The sequence below is a fragment of the Thomasclavelia spiroformis DSM 1552 genome (genome assembly GCF_025149465.1).
Taxonomy (GTDB): domain Bacteria; phylum Bacillota_I; class Bacilli_A; order Erysipelotrichales; family Coprobacillaceae; genus Thomasclavelia; species Thomasclavelia spiroformis.
Genome location: NZ_CP102275.1, coordinates 600,706 through 616,513, shown reverse-complemented (window position 1 = coordinate 616,513; position 15,808 = coordinate 600,706). Strand labels below are relative to the sequence as shown.

Here is a 15,808-nt window from a genome sequence, read left to right as displayed (position 1 = left end):
ACTAAATAAAAAAGCTGAATAAATCAGCTATATAATGACTCGTTTCGTAAGCCAAGTTCTGTTTTTCAAACGATTATTTATCTATGTTTTAAACATCCGTCTTTTAGTTCATTTCCTTCAAGACGATTCCCCTACCAAATTTGGGTTTCTTCCTTGCAGAGTTTACCTCTTTTCAGCCAAGTCTTTCGACTGGAATAGTTTCTGTGGCACTTTATAGCTTATCAACCATACATATTTGCTTAGGTCTTAGGCTTGTCGTTAGCTCACGCTACCATGACTTATTGATTCGTCATGTACAAACACTACAAACATCGCAGTTTGTGGAAGCCTGGACTTTCCTCTACTTTCGTAGCAATCGTTTTCTACGAGTCATTTATATTTTACATACTTTTTTTTAGAAAACAAGTATAAATTATTTTCTAAAGTAAATAAGATGCAAATTCTGCATCTTATTTGTTTTGATTAAATACAACTTTTTCTAATAAAGATAATCTTTTTAAAATATCAACATTTGTTGACAAGTTTTCTTCCATAGCATGTATATTATCATCTTGTAAAGCTTTTTCACGTTCCAATTTAACTATTTTTATTTTTTGCTCATTTAAACGTGATTCTAACTGATCGATTTTATCATATGATGCATTTAACATTGCAGCAAAAGTTTCATAATCTTTAACAATGATATCTAAAAAATGATCTACTTCTTCAGCGTTATATCCTTTAAAATCTACTTTAAACTCTTTAGCAACTATTTTTTTAGGACTTAAAATAATTTTTTGTTCCACGCTAATCAACTCCTATCTATATATTATATTGAAACAAAAATTTTTATTAAATGCAAGTGATTAATATATTTGTGTGAAAATTTTATAATATATGCGAAACTATAAAGATAGTATATATTTTATCACAGTTATGGTATAATACCTGAGTAAAGTAATAAAAGGAGCAATTATGGTAAATTATCCAAATTTAAAAAAAGCGACCGTTCATCAAACTAAATTAATTGATGGAAAATTAAATACACGTCATCGTGGAATGAATCTTGAAGAAGATCTAAATCTTACAAATAAATATTACTTAGCTAATGGGATTGCAAACATTCATAAAAAACCTACTCCGATACAAATTGTAAGAGTAGATTATCCAAAAAGATCAGCAGCTAAAATTATAGAAGCATATTTTAAAACACCTTCTACTACTGATTACAATGGTATTTATAAAGGAAAATATTTAGATTTTGAAGCAAAAGAAACAAAAAGACAAAATTTTCCTTTTACTAATATTAGTGTTCATCAGATTGAACATTTAAGAAGTATTATAAAGCATCAAGGAATTGCTTTTGTAATTATTGCTTTTACCCATTTAAATGAGGTATACTTAATTGATGCTTCATACATAATTGAAGCATATTATCAACCTAATCAAAAATCTATTTCCTATTATGCAATTAAGGAAAGAGGCCATTTGATTGAACAAGGATTTAATCCCCGATTAAATTATTTAAAAATAATCGATCAATATTATTTAGGAGGTCACGAAAATGACAAATAAGCCTATAAAAACAAAATCAAAAACGAAATTGAATTGGAAAAAAATATTTACAAGTTTAGGAATTGTAATGATTGTTTTATGTCTTGCTGGAGGATCATTTTTTGCATGGACTATCTATAAAGAAACAGAAGATTTTTCAGCAAAAAAATTACTTTCAGAAGAACCTAGTAAAATATACGATGATAAAGGTGAATTAATGTATACATATGGAAGTGATGTTAATGGTAAACGTGAAAACATCACTTATGAAGATTTACCACAAGTATTAATTGATGCTGTTGTTGCAGCAGAAGATTCAAGATTTTTTGAGCATGACGGTTTTGATTTACCACGTATTGCTAAAACACTAATTACAAATTTAGCACATTTAAGTATTCGTGGTGGTGGTTCAACAATTACTCAGCAGGTAATAAAAAAATCTTATTTTCCTAAAGAAGAGCAAACATATACTCGTAAAATAAGTGAAATATTTTTAGCTATTCAAGCTACAAAAGAAGTAAGTAAAGAAGAAATTCTTACTTTATATTTAAATAAAATTTATTTTGGACGTAGTACTAATTCAATCGGTATTGCTGCTGCTAGTAAATATTATTTTAATAAAGAAGTATCACAACTTACATTACCAGAAGCTGCACTATTAGCTGGTACCTTGAATTCACCAAGTGCCTATGATCCATATTATAATTTAGATTTAGCAACAAAACGTCGTGATATTATTTTAAATTTAATGGTTGATCATGGATATATTACTCAAAAAGAATGTGATTTAGCTAAACAAGTTAAAATTGAAAATATGTTATGCCGTGGAACTTCAACTTCTGATGATTCTTTAGCTGCATATGTTGATTTAGTTACCAAAGAAGTTAAAGAAAAAGCTGGATTAGATCCAACTGAAACTCAAATGGAAATCTATACATACTGCAATCAGGAATTACAAAAAAGAGCAACTGCCATGGCAAATGGTGAAACATATAAATATAGTGATGAAGATATGCAAATGGGTGGAAGTGTTCAATCTACACAAGATGGCCGTATTGTTGCAGTAATTGGTGGCCATAATTATAAATCTGGAGACTTAAATAAAGCTACAGTAAAACAACAACCTGGTTCTTCAATTAAACCAATTCTTGATTATGGAATGGCCTATAAATACTTAGATTGGTGTACTGGTCATACAGTAAAAGATGAACCAATTGAAGCCGGAATTAAAAACTGGGATAATCAATTTCATGGTTCAATGACGATTTCAGAAGCTTTAGAAAATTCTTGGAATATTCCTGCTTATACTACTTTCCAAGAAGTAAAAAAAGTTGCTGGTTCTAAAAATCTTACTGAAGACCTTGAATCATTAGGAATAGACATGTCTGATCAAGATCCTGATTTACCTGATTCTTATGCAATTGGTGGTTGGAGTACTGGTGTAAGTCCAGTAGAAATGGCTGGAGCCTATGCAACAGTAGCAAATAATGGTAAATATATTGAATCACATACTGTAAATTATATTGAAGTTGCAAAAGACAATGAAACAATTAAAGTAGACGAACAGTTACAAAAAAAAGCTACTAATAGTATTGGTGAAGATGTTTCTTTCATGATTCGTGAAACAATGTTAAGCTATACTAGTAATGGTTCAGGAAGTTATGCATATTTAAATGGTATTGATAACATTGGTGCTAAAACCGGTACTTCTAACTGGGATAGTAAAAGTAGCTATGTAAAAGCTGGAAAAAGCCGTGATTTATGGATGACAGGATATACACCTGATTACACTTGTTCAGTCTGGATGGGATTTGATACTGAAGGAATTAAAAAAGGAAAAAATACTTCTGATTATAAAGCTTATCCAGGTCGCGTTGTAGGTGAGTTACTTGAATATTTAGAAGACACTACAGCTGATAAAAAATCATATCCTAAACAACCTGACAATGTTGAAAAAATAGAAATTGTAGCTGGTGTTTACCCATACGTTAGCCCTAATTCAAATACACCAAGTGATAAAATCATCACTGCATGGGCTAAAAATGGAACTGGACCTGCTAGTTCTTCTAATTCATCATCTGAAGAAGAATATGATATTAATAGTTTATCATCATTTAATGCCTCACTTTCAAGTAATGGAAAAATTCATGTTGAATTTTCTCAATACGAACCAGCAAATGCTGCTACTGATGAAAATGCAAATGAAGCAACTAAATTATATGGTGTAATTGAATACGTTGTTGAAGTGACTAATCCTAATACTAATGAAGTCTTATATTCAACAACTCTTAATGCCCCTACTGGTACAATAAATTATACTCCTTCCAATAGAGTTAATGTTACTGGATATTATCGTTTTCAAAAAGCTCATGAAAAAGTATCTAACAAAATTACTAAATCAGTTGGTACTGATAAGTTAGATGATACTATTGATTATTCCATTACTTCCAACGGTTCATCAGTTAGTAATGGAAGTACAATTACAAATAACTTGATTACAATAAAAGTAAATGCACAAAATAGTTCAAATACTATTAGTATTGATTTTTATACAAGTGACGGTAATGCATATGGAGATTCCATTGTCTTTACAGGTAGTAGCTCTAGAGAAATTGAATTAACACCAGGTCAGTATACGGTTAGAATTTCTGAATCTAATGATTCTAGAACAATTACTGATACAATTACATTTACAATTGAAAGTTCAAATAACTAATACCTAATAGGATAGAGAAATAGATTGAATTTCTATTGCCCCTCCTATTGAACCAAATGTACGGTTCTAATATTTGGCTTTACATTTATATCGAAATTACAAACTCTTAAGATAGTATTCTAGGGGATAGACTAAACCCAGTCTATCCCCTTTCTCTTTGCCTAAAACTGTTGGAAATAATATGAAGTTTATCACATCTAACTTACTCACTCTAACCTTGAATTTATACATTTGTACATATATATATCTTCTTGCTTAAATCTGCATTTATATGCAGTGTTTAATGCCATTAGATTTCTATAGACTATCTTAGTTTTTTTAAATACATCGTATCTTGTGGCGTAATCATGTCCAAACTTATCTAGAAATACCTTTATGCTTCCTATCTTAAAATAGTATATCCATCCTCTTACTATTTGATTAACTTTCTTAAATGTTATTGAGAGTGGTCCTGAAATTGCATGCTTTCTTTTTAGATACTTCTGTATTTTTGAATACGGGTGATTCCTTCACCTATAATATCACTGTCAACAGCTTATGGTTCACTACACTTGGCAGTAAATATCCGTGGTTGGTTTCTCTCCAACTGAATCCATGTCATGGCCAGCACACATAAAAATAGCCCTCAAACTCATTGAGTTTGAGGGCTATTTTAATTCCATATTATTATTTGATTCTATCCTTTTTTATAGAATCTTTACACATATCAAACAATTTACATTCTTTACAATTTGGATTAGTTGCTTTACAAAAATATCTACCAAAAAAAATAAATTGATGATGTGCTTTATTCCATCGTTCCTTAGGAATTGAACGACATAATTTTTTTTCAACATTTAAGACATTATCATCTTTTTTTGCAAATCCTAATCGTTTAGAAATTCTTTCAACATGTGTATCAACTGCAAAAGCAGGAATATCAAATGCAACCGAACGTACTACATTAGCCGTTTTACGTCCAACACCTGGCAAACTTTCTAATTCTTTTTGCACACTAGGTACTTTACCATCATATTTATCAATTAACATTTTAGACATTGCTAAAAGGTTTTTAGCTTTATTACGATATAATCCAATAGTTTTAATATCCTCTTGTAACTGTATTAACGATGCCTGACTCATGGTTTTTACATCAGGATATTTTTTAAATAAATCTTTTGTTAATTCATTAACCTTTTTATCGGTTGTTTGTGCTGATAACATTACTGCTACTAATAATTGAAAATCACTATCATGATTTAATTCACAGTATGCATCAGGAAATAACTCCTCTAAATAATTTAATACTCTAGTTGTTTTTTCTTTATTCATTTTCCCACCACTTATAATCACTTACTGGTACAGTTCGTTTAGGTTCATCCTGTTCAATATAACGCTGTTTTACTCCATTTTGAGACCAATTAATAAGAATCCTTTCAATATATCTAAAATTGAAAACTTGGCTTTTAACTGCTTCTTTTAATGCCTTTACAATCATATCATCACTATAATTAGAATTTTTCCATTCCTTAATTATATTAATTTCAATTGGTGATAAGGCTCTTGCAAATTGTTCTTCAAAAATAGCAATCAAATCAAAATCATTTTCTTTTTCAGCACTATCTTCATCTTTATCTAGTAACTTCTCAGTAAGATTATTTAAATTAATTGCACCTAAATGATTATAAATAAACTTTTTCTCCAATAAACTTCCCAATACCTTGTTAAGTTCTTGATTAGACAAAGTTGAATAATTTTGAATCATTTGAGGTGTTACCGTTTTTACTCCAATTTCTTTTAAATTATATACAAGTAACAAAATATGACATTCATTATCTTCAATCTGTAATTCTTTAGCTCTTAACAACAATAAACGTCCTATATCAATACATTTATTTTCTATTAATTCTTTTAACATATAATTACCTATTATTATCAATTCGATACGCTTTTATAAATTCACCATCATCGATTCCATAAAATGCATAAATCAATGAATTTTCACCACGATACAACAAACAATAAACAAATATTTCATTTTCATACCCTATTTCAATATCATCTGGAGTATGCTTATATCTCTCTTCAAAAGCATCAATACACACCTGTCTATCAACAACATTTCCACTATAAGATTTAATAAATTTCTTTTTCTCATTAAAAACAGCATATTGTTCTTTATCTTCTTTTTTACCATGTATTATATAATAACTTCTTTCTCCATCATAACGATTAAAATAATCAGAACTATCATATCCATTTTCCGCCATGATTTCTTGTTCCACTTCAATTAACTCATTTTTATGCCTAGAATATGGAACATGCACCCAAAGCATATAAAAACTCACTACAACAAACACAAGTACCAAAAAAATTATTAAAATATTAAACCTATGTTTTCGTAAAAATTTCAAAATCTCACCAACTTTCTATGCATATTATACTATCAATTTTCATATTATAAAAGAAAAATATATACTATCTTTAAATACAAAAAAAAGGATTCATTAAAATCCATATGAATCCATATATTAACTAATCGCGATCATTACCAATTACAATCAACACAATTCTAAGTAATGATAAAATAGTTGATAGCATTGCTGCAACATAAGTAAAAGCTGCAGCTGATAACATTGATTTTGCACCACTATACTCATTACCAGTCAAATAATTTGTTTTCAATATTTGTAATGCTCTAGATGATGCATCAAATTCAACAGGTAAAGTTACAAGTTGAAAAAGTAAAATACCACTCATTAAAATAACTCCAATCCAAGCAACGCTTGAATTTCCCATCAACAAACCGATAAAAACAGCAACCCATCCTAAATATTGTCCAATATTACAAAAAGGAATAATTGCATTTCTAAATACAAGTGGACGATAATGAAGTTTATGTTGAATTGCATGTCCACATTCATGACTAGCAACTGCTAAAGCAGCAATCGATGTCCCATCAAAAATTCCTTGAGATAAATTAATAGTTCTATTTCTAGGATCATAATGATCAGATAATTTCCCACTCACTCGATTTATTTTAATATCACTTAGTCCGTTTCGATCGAGTATTTCACGAGCAACCATCGCTCCCGTTATTCCTCTACTATTAGGAACTTTTTCATATTTACTATACGTTTTATTTACTTTTATTTGTGCATAAATCATAATTATTGCTCCAATGGCAACCAATAAATAACCTAATATATAAGCAGATGACATTGGATAATAATAAAATGGCATATTTATCAACTCCTTTAGTTCTATTATACACTATATTATTAACTAATTATTAATAATATAACTAATAAATAATTAAAAAGATACAATGATTAGTTCATTGCATCTTTTAAACGATTACTTGGTTTAAATGTAACAGTTTTACTAGCAGGAATGATCATTTCTTCTTGAGTTTTAGGAGAAATTCCTTTACGAGCTTTACGATCATTTACTTTGAATGTACCAAATCCAGAAATTAGAACTTTGTCACCTTCAATAACACTGCGAGTAATTGTATTAAAAACTGTATCAACTAAAATTTCGGCATCTTTTTTAGTTAAGTTTCTTTCTTTAGATACTGATTCAATCAATTCTTTTTTATTCATAAATACCTCCAAAAATCTAATACCACGAAAGTATAACATTAAAAATTACCGATTTCAAGCTCTTTTTATAGCACAATTGCAATAACATTACTTTTTCCTTTATTAACTATTTTTGATAATATATCGTGTATCCGTTGACTAGCATTTTCAGGAATTGCATTTAGCTTAATGTACATTCCTTCTTCAATTAAATCACCTAATTTTCTTCCAAAAACATCGCAATCAAAAATTGCTTTTTTATCATTTCCATTAGAATTTAAATAGTCAATAAATGCTTCTGCTTGTTCCTTTGAACCAATAATTGGTTCAAAGGTACTTTCAATATCAATTTTAATCATATACGTAGTTCCTGCTTTAGAAACCAATTTCATCCCATATCTAGGTCCCTGTTTTATTAATTCTGGTTCACTTAATTCAATTTCTTCAAGCTTTGGAATAGCATAACCATATCCTGTTTGTTTAACCATTCTTACTGCATTAGAAAATCCTTCATATTCTTTTTTTATATCTACTAACTCTTGAATAAATGTTAAAAACGTAGCTTGATCAAATCCTCTATCTCCAATTATTTCTTCTAATATTTCATTATATAATCCATCCCGTTCTTCTATTTTTAATGTGGCACTAGATGTACTGGTATCAATACCTGTTAAATACGCTTTATCAACAAAATCATATTGACAAATAGATTCAGCAATTCTTTCAACATCTTTAAATTTTTTAATTGATTGTAATGATTCTTTTAAAGATGTATCTAATGTTTGCTTTAACCAATGATTACTCGACATCATTGCTAACCATTTAGGCACTTCAATACGTACTTCACTAATTTTAAATTCATATAATGCATCTTTTAGTAAAGAAACAATTTGTGGTTCTTCCATATTTGTTACATCCATAGCAATTACTGGTACATCATATTTATCACTTAAACGTTCTACTTCTTTTTTACATACATTGCTATTTATATCTTTGCTATTAACAATTACAATAAATGGTTTATCAATTTCCAATAACTCTTCAATAATACTATCAGTTGCCTCTCTATAATTTTCACCCGGAATATCACAAATACTACCATCACTAGTAATTACAATTCCAATTGTAGAATGATCTTGAATAACCTTTTTTGTTCCTACTTTTGCTGCTTGATCAAAAGGTATTGATTCTAAATACCAAGGTGTTTTAACATATCGAATTCCTTGTTCATCTTCATATCCTTTTGCACCATCAATTACATAACCAACACAATCAACTAGACGAATATTTACTCTAAAATTTTCGTCCATGAGCATCTCAACTGCTTGATTAGGAATAAATTTCGGTTCAACTGTCATTATCATTTTACCTTTACCTGATTGTGGTAATTCATCAATTGCTCGTAATTTTGCATCTTTATCTTCAATATATGGTATTACAGCTTTTTCCATAAAACGTTTAATAAATGAAGACTTGCCACTTCTAACCGGTCCTACAACCCCCAAATATATGTCCCCATCACATCTTTTAGCGATATCATGTAAGATATTTTTAGTTTCCATTGTTAACTCCTCTCTTTGTCTTATTTATATGAGATATCATTATTTTTAGAACATATCTTGGTTTTATTTTATTAAAATCATTTTTTACTTTATCACCTTTAGAAAATATATTAGAATAAAAAAGAGGTGAATTATTAAATGAATTTTTCAAAGAGAATGGATCTATTTTCCGAAAGTATTTTTACTATTTTAGCAAAAAAAGCAAATCAAAGAAAAAAAGCCGGTTTACCTGTAATTGATTTTAGTACTGGTACTCCGAATATACCTCCTTCAAAAAAAATACGAGAAACTCTTTCAAAAGCAGCATTAGATTCTAAAAATTATATTTATGCAATCAATGATTTACCAGAATTAATCAGTGCTGTAATTGACTGGTATAAAAGAAGGTACAATGTTGTCTTAAATAATGATGAAGTTTGTTCTTTATTAGGTTCACAAGAAGGTTTATCTCATTTAGGGATGATATTAGTTGATGAAGGTGATATTGTTTTAGTTCCTAATCCTAGCTATCCTGTATTTAAAGATGGGCCTTTAATTGCAGGGGCAAAAATAGTAGAAATGCCACTATTAAAAGAAAATAATTATTTAATAGACTTTAGTAAAATAGATAAAAATATTGCAAAAAAAACTAAATTTATGGTTGTTTCATATCCAAATAATCCTACATGTGGAATTGCAAATGATGAGTTTTATCTAAATTTAATTCAATTTGCTAAAGAAAACGATATTATTGTTTTACATGATAATGCTTATAGCGAGTTATTATTTGAATCACCAGGCAAAAGCTTTTTATCATATCCTGGAGCTAAAGATGTTGGAATTGAATTTAATTCATTATCAAAAACATATGGTTTAGCAGGGGCTAGAATTGGTTTTGCGGTTGGAAATAGCAAAATAATTAAACAAATTAAAACTTTAAAATCTAATATTGACTATGGTATGTTCATTCCAATTCAATTAGCCGCAATTGAAGCAATAACTGGGGATCAATCATGTGTTGAACAAACACGGGATGCATACAAAAAACGTCGAGATGCTTTTTTAACTAATGCTAAAAAAATTGGTTGGAAAATTAATAAAACTAAAGGTACTATGTTTATCTGGGCCAAAATACCTGATAAATATAAAACGTCATTAGATTTTGTAAATGATTTATTTAACCAAACAGGAATTTTATTTGTTCCAGGCAGTGCATTTGGTTCTTATGGAGAAGGATTTGTTAGAATTGCATTGATTCAAGATGTTCAAACAATTGAAAATGCATTTTCATTAATTGATAAAACAAATATATTTAAGTAAAAAAAATGAAGATTTAAAAACTCTCTATAGTATTTAAATCTTCTTTTATATTTGAAATTATTTTACTCTAACTAATTCTAAATAACTAGTATCTCCAATTAAACCAGGTTTTCCACCTGTTACAAGAATTAAATCTCCAGAAGCTACACCATTTTCTTTAGCAATGATTTCTGCATAATCCATCATACTAGAACGTGTTTTCATAGTTTTACAAATAACCGGTGTTACTCCCCAACTAAGAGCTAATGATCTTGTTGTATTAACAATAGGCGTTGCTGCAATAATTCTTGCTTCTGGGCGATAACGAGACATTTTTCGAGCAGTAAATCCACTTTCTGTAAAAGCAATAATTGCCGCAACTTGAAATTTTGAAGCAATTTCAGCAACTGACATGCAAATTGCTTCAGATGTATCTTTACCAGCTGTTAAAACAGCTTGTCGATGTAAAGCATCATAATCTAAGCTTTGTTCGGTTTTTAAAGCAATACGACTCATTGTCATAACTGATTCTTGTGGATATTGTCCTGCTGCTGATTCACCAGATAACATAATTGCATCCGTTCCATCAAAAATAGCATTTGCTACATCACTTACTTCGGCACGAGTTGGTCGTGGATTTGTTTGCATACTTTCTAACATTTGAGTTGCTGTGATAACAATTTTTCCCATATCTTTACATTTACTAATTATACTTTTTTGAATTAATGGTACATCCTCTGCTGGTACCTCAACTCCTAAATCACCACGAGCAATCATGATACCATCAGCAATATTTAGAATTTCATCAATATTTTCGACTCCTTCTTTATTTTCAATTTTAGCAATTACTTGAATATCTGGTCGATCATTTTCAATTAACAATTTCTTTATATCAAAAATATCTTGTGCTCTTCTTACAAATGATGCTGCTACATAATTAAATGGTTGTAAGCAGCCAAATTTTAGATCGTCAATATCTCGCTTAGATAAATAGTTAAATCCTAATTTTATTCCTGGTACATTTATTCCGCGCTTATTTTTTACCACTCCATCATTTGCACAAACACATACTATATCAGTGCCATCAACATGATCAACTAATAGCTCAACTTGTCCATCATTTACTAAAATAAAACTTCCTGGTTTAATATCATGATATAAATCTTTATAAGATATTGTAAAACGATCACTTGTACCTTCTATATCTTCTTGACAAATAGTAACAATTTGCCCTTTTTTAAATTCTGCATATCCCCCTTTAAAATCTCCTGTTCTAATTTCAGGTCCCTTAGTATCTAATAATATGGCAACAGATGATCCTAATTCCTTATTAATTTCAGTAATCAATTTAATTCTATTTAAATGTTCTTCATGACTTCCGTGAGAAAAATTAAGTCTCATTACATTCATTCCAGCTTTCACCAATTTAGTCATCATTTCTTTACTTTCAGATGCTGGTCCAATTGTACATATAATTTTAGTTTTACTCATTTTTTCATTTTTTAACATATTATTTATCCCCACTTTCTATATCTATATATATTATAGTCAATTAATTTTTTACTTGCGAGTTTTTTTATAAATTGATTACTTTTTTAGTATATTTTATTATTTTTCAAATTATATATATAATTATCTTAGATATCAGCAAAATTTTTCAAATTAATATATTATTTCCTAGGAAATAATAAGAAGAAACTAATAGTTAGTTAATTATCAAAAAAATTAAAAGAAATGTCATTAATAGATCATTTACCAAAAAAACTTGAAAGTGTTTACATTTTATGGTAAAATACGTCTGTAAATTTCATATAATTTCTAGATTAAAAATTGAGAAAGGGGCTTATATTGTGAAAAAAATTGTCTTACTATGTGATACATATAATGACATGGCTATTGCAAATAACTATCTAGTAAGCAAAATGAAAGAAGCATCAATAAAGGATTCTATTGAATGTGAAATATATGCCTGTTCTATCCACGATATATGTGAAAAAGCTATAGATGCAGATGTTGTTTTACTCACACCCTTGATTTGTTTTAAACAATTTCTAATTGAAAAAATTGTAGATTGTCCTGTTGAACAAATAGGAATAGGAGCTTATGCAAATATAGATGGTCAATATATCCTCGATAAAGCTTTTTCAAAAATATCTGAAAATTATGTATCATAAACTAAAAACACAGTTCATAATGAATTGAACTGTGTTTTTTTAATTAAATTTTTTTCTAAATTTAATAACTGCTCTTTTAGTTCATTCCTCCAGCATAACCTACTAATTTTTTTATTAGAATCAATTATTCAATGACATGGTACTACTATCATAACTCTATTTTTATTATTTGCCATTCCTATTACTCAACATGCTTTTGAGTTATTTATGCCAACATCTTTATAACTTTTTGTTTCACCATATAATATCTTTAATAATTCTTGCCAAACTTTTATTTGAAAAGAAGTTCCTGTCAAATCTAAAAACAAATCAAATACTTTCCTTTCACCATTAAAATATTCATTTAATTGTCTTGTTGCTTCTTTTATCAATGCTGTATATTCATATTTGTCATTTGTAGTTATTGCATATATTTTATTCAATAATATATATGTCTATTTTCATTTTATATTGATATCCTTTTAACATAATCATCACCAAGATTATTTTATCATAATAATTTACAAATATTAATCATCATTTTATATCATTTAAAATTTATTCGTGGTATACTTTTGTATGATTTGAGGTGAATTATGAACGAACAAAAACTTATAAACTTAATTGGAGAAATTGGGCGTCTTTTATTAAAATATGGTGCTGAAATATATCGCGTAGAAGAATCTTTATTAAGAATGTGCAAAAGTTATGGTTATCAAAATGTTGAGGTATTTGCTCTACCAACATATTTTACTCTTACAATCGAAACACATGATTATCATACGTTTACTCTATCTAAACGTACGCAACAAAATCGAGTTAATTTAGAAAAGCTTTATGAGTTAAATAATTTAGTGCGCAATGTTTGTTGTAATCGGCCTAATTATCACACTTTAAAAGCACAGGTTAATGAAATTATAAACATTCCTACAAATATGAAACTTGTATTTTGGGGTTATGGTATAGGTACGGCTTCTTTTACAACCTTTTTTGGTGGTGGAATTAGTGAAACAATTTGTGGATTTTTTATTGGTTTGATATTATATTTTTTCATTTGGCTAATAGAAATTCTTGAAATTAATAACTTAGTTTGTACCCTTTTATCCAGTATGCTTTTAACAATAATTGCCATTGTTTGCAATAAAGTTGGATTTATTGATAACCTTCAAGCTGTAATTATTGGTTGTTTAATGATTTTGACACCAGGTGTAGCAATTACAAATAGTTTAAGAGATATTATGGGTGGCGATTATATTTCAGGTACAGCACGTATGTTAGAAGCGTTATTAACTGCTACTTTTATTGCAGTTGGCGTTGGAACAATAATGGTACTTTTAGGAGGTTAAGATGAATAATTTTATTCAATGTTTAAGTGCGTTTGTTGCTTGTATTGGTTTTTCTTTAATATTTAGAATTCATCACCAATTGCGATTTGTTTTAGTTAGTTCTTTTGGTGGAGCGTTGGGTTGGTTAGTATTTTTATTGTTTAATAATTTTAATAACGAATTAGTTGCTTATTTTATTGCAATGACAATAGTTAGTTTATTTTCTGAAATAGCAGCTCGTATCTTTAAAGCACCTGCAACAATATTTTTGATTATAGGCTGTTTCCCACTTGTACCTGGACGTGGAATTTATCAAACTATGCTTTATTGTACACAAGGAAATACAGCATTATTTATAGATAGTTTCATTCATACTATTGCCATTTCTGCTAGTCTAGCATTAGCAATTATGATTGTTTCAACAATATTTAAAGTTATTAAAAAATTTTCTAAATACTCTTTGAAGGTTAATTTATGAAAGTTCTTGGATTAATTGTTGAATATAATCCCTTTCACCAAGGACATTTATATCATTTAAACAAAGCAAAAGAACTAGTTAACCCTGATATAACAATAATAATTATGTCAAGTCATTTTGTTCAACGTGGTGAACCAGCAATAAGCGATAAGTGGACAAGAGCTAAAATAGCAATTAAAAATGGTGTTGATTTAGTCATTGAATTACCATTTGTATATAGTGTACAAAGTGCTGATTATTTTGCTAAGGGAGCAATTGAAATACTCCATAAATTAAATGTAACTGACATTGTTTTTGGAAGTGAAAGTGGTAATATTGACCTTTTTAAAGATATTGCTTTGACAATAAAAAATAATACTAATGATTATAATACATTAGTAAAGCATCAACTAAATTTAGGTTTACGTTATCCTGATGCTTGCAATAAAGCATTATCAATTTTAATGAATAAAAGTATTACTACCCCTAATGATTTATTAGGTTTAGCATATGTAAAAGAAGTCATAAATAATAACTTTCAAATTAATTTACATTGTATAAAAAGAACAAATGATTTTCATAGTTTAGAACTTGAAAATATATGTTCAGCAAGTGCTATAAGACATGCATTAAAAAATAATATAGCTATAACAAATCAAATTTGTAACTATGATGAATATAAAGAATTTTATTTTTTTGAAGATTTCTTTCCTTTTCTACGTTACAAACTTTTAACAATTTCAAAAGATGAATTAAAATATATTCATCTTGTTGATGAGGGAATAGAAAATTTACTCAAAGAAAAAATATTATTATGCAAAGATATGAATCAATTCATAACATCTTTGACTTCTAAACGTTATACACGTTCTAGAATCCAAAGAATGTTAATTCATATTTTAATGGGTAATAATAAGGCTACAATTATTGAAAGTATGAAAATTGATTATATTAGAGTTTTAAAAATGAATAATGTTGGTCAAAAATATTTAAATAGAATCAAAAAAATATGCGATTATAAAATAATAACTAACTTTTCTAGTTATCAACATTTAGCTTTAAATCTTGAATTTAAAGCAACAAAGCTTTTATCATGCATATCAAATAGTCCTGACCAATTAATTTCTCTTGAATATAAGAGTATTCCTAAATTATAAACCAGATATTAATCTGGTTTTTATTTATACCAATAAATTGAATAGGGGCTAAGAATTAAAATCT

At 28.3% G+C, this 15,808-nt stretch carries 17 protein-coding genes and 1 other RNA gene; 7 read left to right on the top strand and 11 right to left on the bottom strand.

Going from position 1 to position 15,808, the window contains the following annotated elements:
- Positions 1-44: 44 nt before the first annotated feature.
- Positions 45-368: RNase P RNA component class B (gene rnpB / locus NQ543_RS02695), an RNA gene on the bottom strand.
- 81 nt (positions 369-449) lie between these two features.
- On the bottom strand, positions 450-785 hold the full coding sequence (locus NQ543_RS02690) for a DivIVA domain-containing protein (protein WP_004609910.1): 336 nt from the start codon (positions 783-785) through the stop codon (positions 450-452).
- 169 nt (positions 786-954) lie between these two features.
- On the opposite strand from NQ543_RS02690, the gene recU reads away from it, so the two are divergent.
- Both recU and NQ543_RS02680 read left to right on the top strand, forming a co-directional pair.
- Positions 955-1,554, top strand: a complete 600-nt coding sequence (gene recU / locus NQ543_RS02685; RefSeq protein WP_004609909.1) for a Holliday junction resolvase RecU — start codon at positions 955-957, stop codon at positions 1,552-1,554.
- Positions 1,544-4,249 (top strand): transglycosylase domain-containing protein, encoded by a 2,706-nt coding sequence (locus tag NQ543_RS02680; protein WP_004609908.1) that lies wholly within the window; start codon positions 1,544-1,546, stop codon positions 4,247-4,249. Before recU ends, NQ543_RS02680 begins: the two co-directional genes overlap by 11 nt.
- A 206-nt stretch (positions 4,250-4,455) precedes the next feature.
- On the opposite strand, the gene NQ543_RS02675 is transcribed toward NQ543_RS02680, so the two are convergent.
- The 7 genes from NQ543_RS02675 to spoIVA all read right to left on the bottom strand — a co-directional run bounded on the left by NQ543_RS02675 (position 4,456) and on the right by spoIVA (position 9,374).
- Positions 4,456-4,689, bottom strand: a complete 234-nt coding sequence (locus NQ543_RS02675) for a hypothetical protein (protein WP_230197302.1) — start codon at positions 4,687-4,689, stop codon at positions 4,456-4,458.
- Between the two features lie 226 nt (positions 4,690-4,915).
- Entirely contained in the window at positions 4,916-5,560 is a 645-nt protein-coding gene (gene nth, locus NQ543_RS02670; protein WP_004609907.1) for an endonuclease III, read from the bottom strand.
- Positions 5,553-6,146 carry a DnaD domain-containing protein gene (locus NQ543_RS02665; protein WP_039904223.1) on the bottom strand — a complete coding sequence of 198 codons (594 nt, stop codon included), beginning with the start codon at positions 6,144-6,146 and terminating at the stop codon, positions 5,553-5,555. Before NQ543_RS02665 ends, nth begins: the two co-directional genes overlap by 8 nt.
- A 4-nt stretch (positions 6,147-6,150) precedes the next feature.
- Positions 6,151-6,564, bottom strand: a complete 414-nt coding sequence (locus tag NQ543_RS02660) for a hypothetical protein (protein ID WP_004609905.1) — start codon at positions 6,562-6,564, stop codon at positions 6,151-6,153.
- Between the two features lie 199 nt (positions 6,565-6,763).
- Positions 6,764-7,471, bottom strand: a complete 708-nt coding sequence (locus NQ543_RS02655) for a zinc metallopeptidase (RefSeq protein WP_004609904.1) — start codon at positions 7,469-7,471, stop codon at positions 6,764-6,766.
- Positions 7,472-7,560: 89 nt separating this feature from the next.
- Positions 7,561-7,833 (bottom strand): HU family DNA-binding protein, encoded by a 273-nt coding sequence (locus NQ543_RS02650; RefSeq protein WP_039904220.1) that lies wholly within the window; start codon positions 7,831-7,833, stop codon positions 7,561-7,563.
- Between the two features lie 65 nt (positions 7,834-7,898).
- Complete coding sequence (gene spoIVA, locus NQ543_RS02645) at positions 7,899-9,374, bottom strand: stage IV sporulation protein A (RefSeq protein ID WP_004609902.1); 1,476 nt, start codon at positions 9,372-9,374, stop codon at positions 7,899-7,901.
- A 138-nt stretch (positions 9,375-9,512) separates the two neighbouring features.
- On the opposite strand from spoIVA, the gene NQ543_RS02640 reads away from it, so the two are divergent.
- On the top strand, positions 9,513-10,673 hold the full coding sequence (locus NQ543_RS02640) for a pyridoxal phosphate-dependent aminotransferase (protein ID WP_004609901.1): 1,161 nt from the start codon (positions 9,513-9,515) through the stop codon (positions 10,671-10,673).
- A gap of 57 nt (positions 10,674-10,730) precedes the next feature.
- Here the strand turns inward: NQ543_RS02640 and pyk are convergent, their stop codons facing one another.
- The gene (gene pyk, locus NQ543_RS02635) at positions 10,731-12,161 is read right to left on the bottom strand and encodes a pyruvate kinase (RefSeq protein WP_004609899.1); all 1,431 of its coding nucleotides are present in this window, start codon (positions 12,159-12,161) and stop codon (positions 10,731-10,733) included.
- 341 nt (positions 12,162-12,502) lie between these two features.
- On the opposite strand from pyk, the gene NQ543_RS02630 reads away from it, so the two are divergent.
- Positions 12,503-12,826, top strand: a complete 324-nt coding sequence (locus NQ543_RS02630; protein ID WP_039904237.1) for a PTS sugar transporter subunit IIB — start codon at positions 12,503-12,505, stop codon at positions 12,824-12,826.
- 185 nt (positions 12,827-13,011) lie between these two features.
- Here NQ543_RS02630 and NQ543_RS02625 read toward each other — a convergent pair whose 3' ends face one another.
- The gene (locus tag NQ543_RS02625) at positions 13,012-13,248 is read right to left on the bottom strand and encodes a methylated-DNA--[protein]-cysteine S-methyltransferase (RefSeq protein ID WP_004609897.1); all 237 of its coding nucleotides are present in this window, start codon (positions 13,246-13,248) and stop codon (positions 13,012-13,014) included.
- Between the two features lie 153 nt (positions 13,249-13,401).
- Between NQ543_RS02625 and NQ543_RS02620 the strand changes: the two genes are divergently transcribed.
- Genes NQ543_RS02620 through NQ543_RS02610 form a run of 3 tightly spaced genes read left to right on the top strand, consistent with a single transcriptional unit; the run spans position 13,402 to position 15,744 of the window.
- On the top strand, positions 13,402-14,151 hold the full coding sequence (locus NQ543_RS02620) for a threonine/serine exporter family protein (protein WP_004609896.1): 750 nt from the start codon (positions 13,402-13,404) through the stop codon (positions 14,149-14,151).
- A gap of 1 nt (position 14,152) precedes the next feature.
- The gene (locus NQ543_RS02615; protein ID WP_004609895.1) at positions 14,153-14,608 is read left to right on the top strand and encodes a threonine/serine exporter family protein; all 456 of its coding nucleotides are present in this window, start codon (positions 14,153-14,155) and stop codon (positions 14,606-14,608) included.
- Positions 14,605-15,744, top strand: coding sequence for a nucleotidyltransferase (locus tag NQ543_RS02610; protein ID WP_004609894.1), 1,140 nt, complete (start codon positions 14,605-14,607; stop codon positions 15,742-15,744). The genes NQ543_RS02615 and NQ543_RS02610 overlap by 4 nt, the downstream gene beginning before the upstream one ends.
- The last annotated feature ends 64 nt before the right edge of the window (positions 15,745-15,808 follow it).